Source organism: Virgisporangium aurantiacum (assembly GCF_016863635.1).
GTDB lineage: Bacteria > Actinomycetota > Actinomycetes > Mycobacteriales > Micromonosporaceae > Virgisporangium > Virgisporangium aurantiacum.
Map to the genome: position 1 here is coordinate 1 of NZ_BOPG01000170.1, position 2,304 is coordinate 2,304.

The window sequence follows — 2,304 nt, forward strand, 5'->3', positions numbered from 1 at the left end:
TCAACGACTGCAACCTGTCCCTATCGGTGTACCCGGCGAACTGCTCATCGGCGGTATCGGGGTGGCTCGGGGGTATGTGGGTCGGCCGGGGTTGACGGCGGAGCGGTTTGTTGCTGATCCGTTTTCCGGTGATGGGTCGCGGTTGTATCGGTCTGGTGATCGGGTGGTTTGGGGGGTTGGTGGGGGTTTGGTGTTTTTGGGTCGGGTGGATGGTCAGGTGAAGGTGCGGGGGCATCGGGTGGAGTTGGGTGAGGTGGAGGCGGTGTTGTTGGCTCATCCGGGTGTGGGTGGGGTGGCGGTGGTGGGGTGGTCGGATGTGGTTGGTGGTGTGGGTTTGGTGGCGTGGGTGGTGCCGGCTGCGGTGGGTGGGGGTGTGGTGGGTGAGTTGGCGGCGGTGCAGGTGGAGTCGTGGCGGGCGGTGTGGGAATCCACGGTGGCCGCCCCGATGCCGACACCTGCGCCGATGCCTGCGCCGATGCCTGCGCTGCCTGCGGTGCCGGCGTTGGGGTCTGGGCTGGACACCGGCCCTGAGGCTGGGTCTGTGGCTGGTTCTGTGGCTGGTTCTGTGGCTGGGTCTGGTGCTGTGGCTGGTGTGGATGTGTTTGATGTGCGGGGGTGGGTGTCGAGTCGGGATGGGTTGCCGATTCCGGTGGTGGAGATGCGGGAGTGGGTGGCTGGGGTGGTGGGTCGGGTTGCGGGGTTGGGGGCTCGGCGGGTGTTGGAGATTGGGTGTGGGAGTGGGTTGTTGTTGTGGCGGTTGGCGGGGGGTTGTGACCGGTATGTGGGTACGGATTTTTCGGCTGGGGTGGTGGCCCGGTTGGCGGCTGGGGTGGCTGCGCGGGGGTGGGGGCATGTGGAGGTCGTCCAGGCCGAGGCGATCGACACGGTCGAGGCTGTCGGTGATCGGGCTGTCGGTGATCGGGCCGGTGATCGGGCCGGGTTTGATTTGGTGGTGGTCAACTCGGTGGTGCAGTACTTCCCGGATCGGGACTATCTGCGGCGGGTGTTGATCCAGGCGGTGCGGCTGCTGGCCCCGGGTGGGCGGCTGTTTGTCGGGGATGTGCGGAGTCTGCCGCTGTTGGAGGCCGCGCATGCGTGGGCCCAGCCCGGCGCGGACCGCTCAGCGGTCGTGCGGACCGCGGCCCGGGATCCGGAACTGGTCATCGACCCCCGCTGGTTCACCACCTTCACCACCACCGTCGCCGCTGACCTGACCACCGACCTGACCACCGTTCCTGATACCGGCCTCACCGCCGATGAGGCGGCCGGTGGTGGGCGTGTGCAGGTTGGGCATGTGCAGGTGATGCCGAAGAGCGGCCGGTTCGACAACGAGATGACCCGCTTCCGCTACGACGTGATCATCCACCTGGCACCGGCCCCGGCCCCGCTGACCGTGACCCACTGGTACGACTGGCAGGACTGGGCCGGCCCCGACTGGACCCCCACCCACCTCACCAACCGCCTCACCACCCAGCTCACCACCGGCCCGGCCACCGACCCGGTCGACGATGCTGGGCTGGTCGAGGGTGGCGGGCCGATCGGGCTGCGGGCGATCCCGAACCCCCGACTCGCCGACCTCACCCCCACCCGCACAGCCACCGGCGCCGCAATCCGCACCGCCGGCACCGCCGGCTTCGCTGCCGGTGCTGCTGGTAGTCGGGGGATCCATCCGGACGAGTTGACCGAACTAGCCACCGCAGCCGGCTACCACACCGAACTGAGCTGGGCCGCCGCCCACCCCGACGGCGCCTACGACGCCGTCCTCACCCCACACCACCACCCCACCACCGGCCACCCCACCACCACCGGCCACCCCCTCAGCAGCCGCTACGCCCACTTCCCCCCACCCCCACCACTCCCACCCGAGCGCCACACCAACCAACCCCTCACCGCCCGCCTCCACGACCACCACCACACCCACCTCATCCCCGCCCTCCGCGAACACCTCACCACCCACCTACCCCGCCACATGCACCCCACCACCTACCACCTCACCGACCACCTCCCCACCAACCCCAACGGCAAAATCGACCGCACCCGCCTCCCCAACCCCGACACCAGCAACCACACCCGCACCACCACCTACCAACCCCCCACCACCCCCACCCAACACCACCTCACCACCATCTGGACCCACCTCCTCAACACCCAACCCATCGGCATCAACGACAACTTCTTCAACCTCGGCGGCCACTCCCTCCTCGCCACCCAACTCATCTCCCGCATCCGCACCACCCTCAACCACGAACTCCCCCTCACCACCCTCTTCAACAACCCCACCATCAACCAACTCGCCACCATCAT

General features: G+C 68.3%; 1 protein-coding gene and 1 pseudogene. Both read left to right on the plus strand.

Translation table 11 applies throughout. The annotated features are described in order from the left end of the window. A pseudogene (locus Vau01_RS65755) lies at nucleotides 1-358 on the plus strand (AMP-binding enzyme); the annotation flags it as partial. A gap of 300 nt (nucleotides 359-658) precedes the next feature. Next, nucleotides 659-2,304: class I SAM-dependent methyltransferase (locus Vau01_RS62860; RefSeq protein WP_239153153.1), on the plus strand; the 1,646-nt coding region annotated here is incomplete at its 3' end.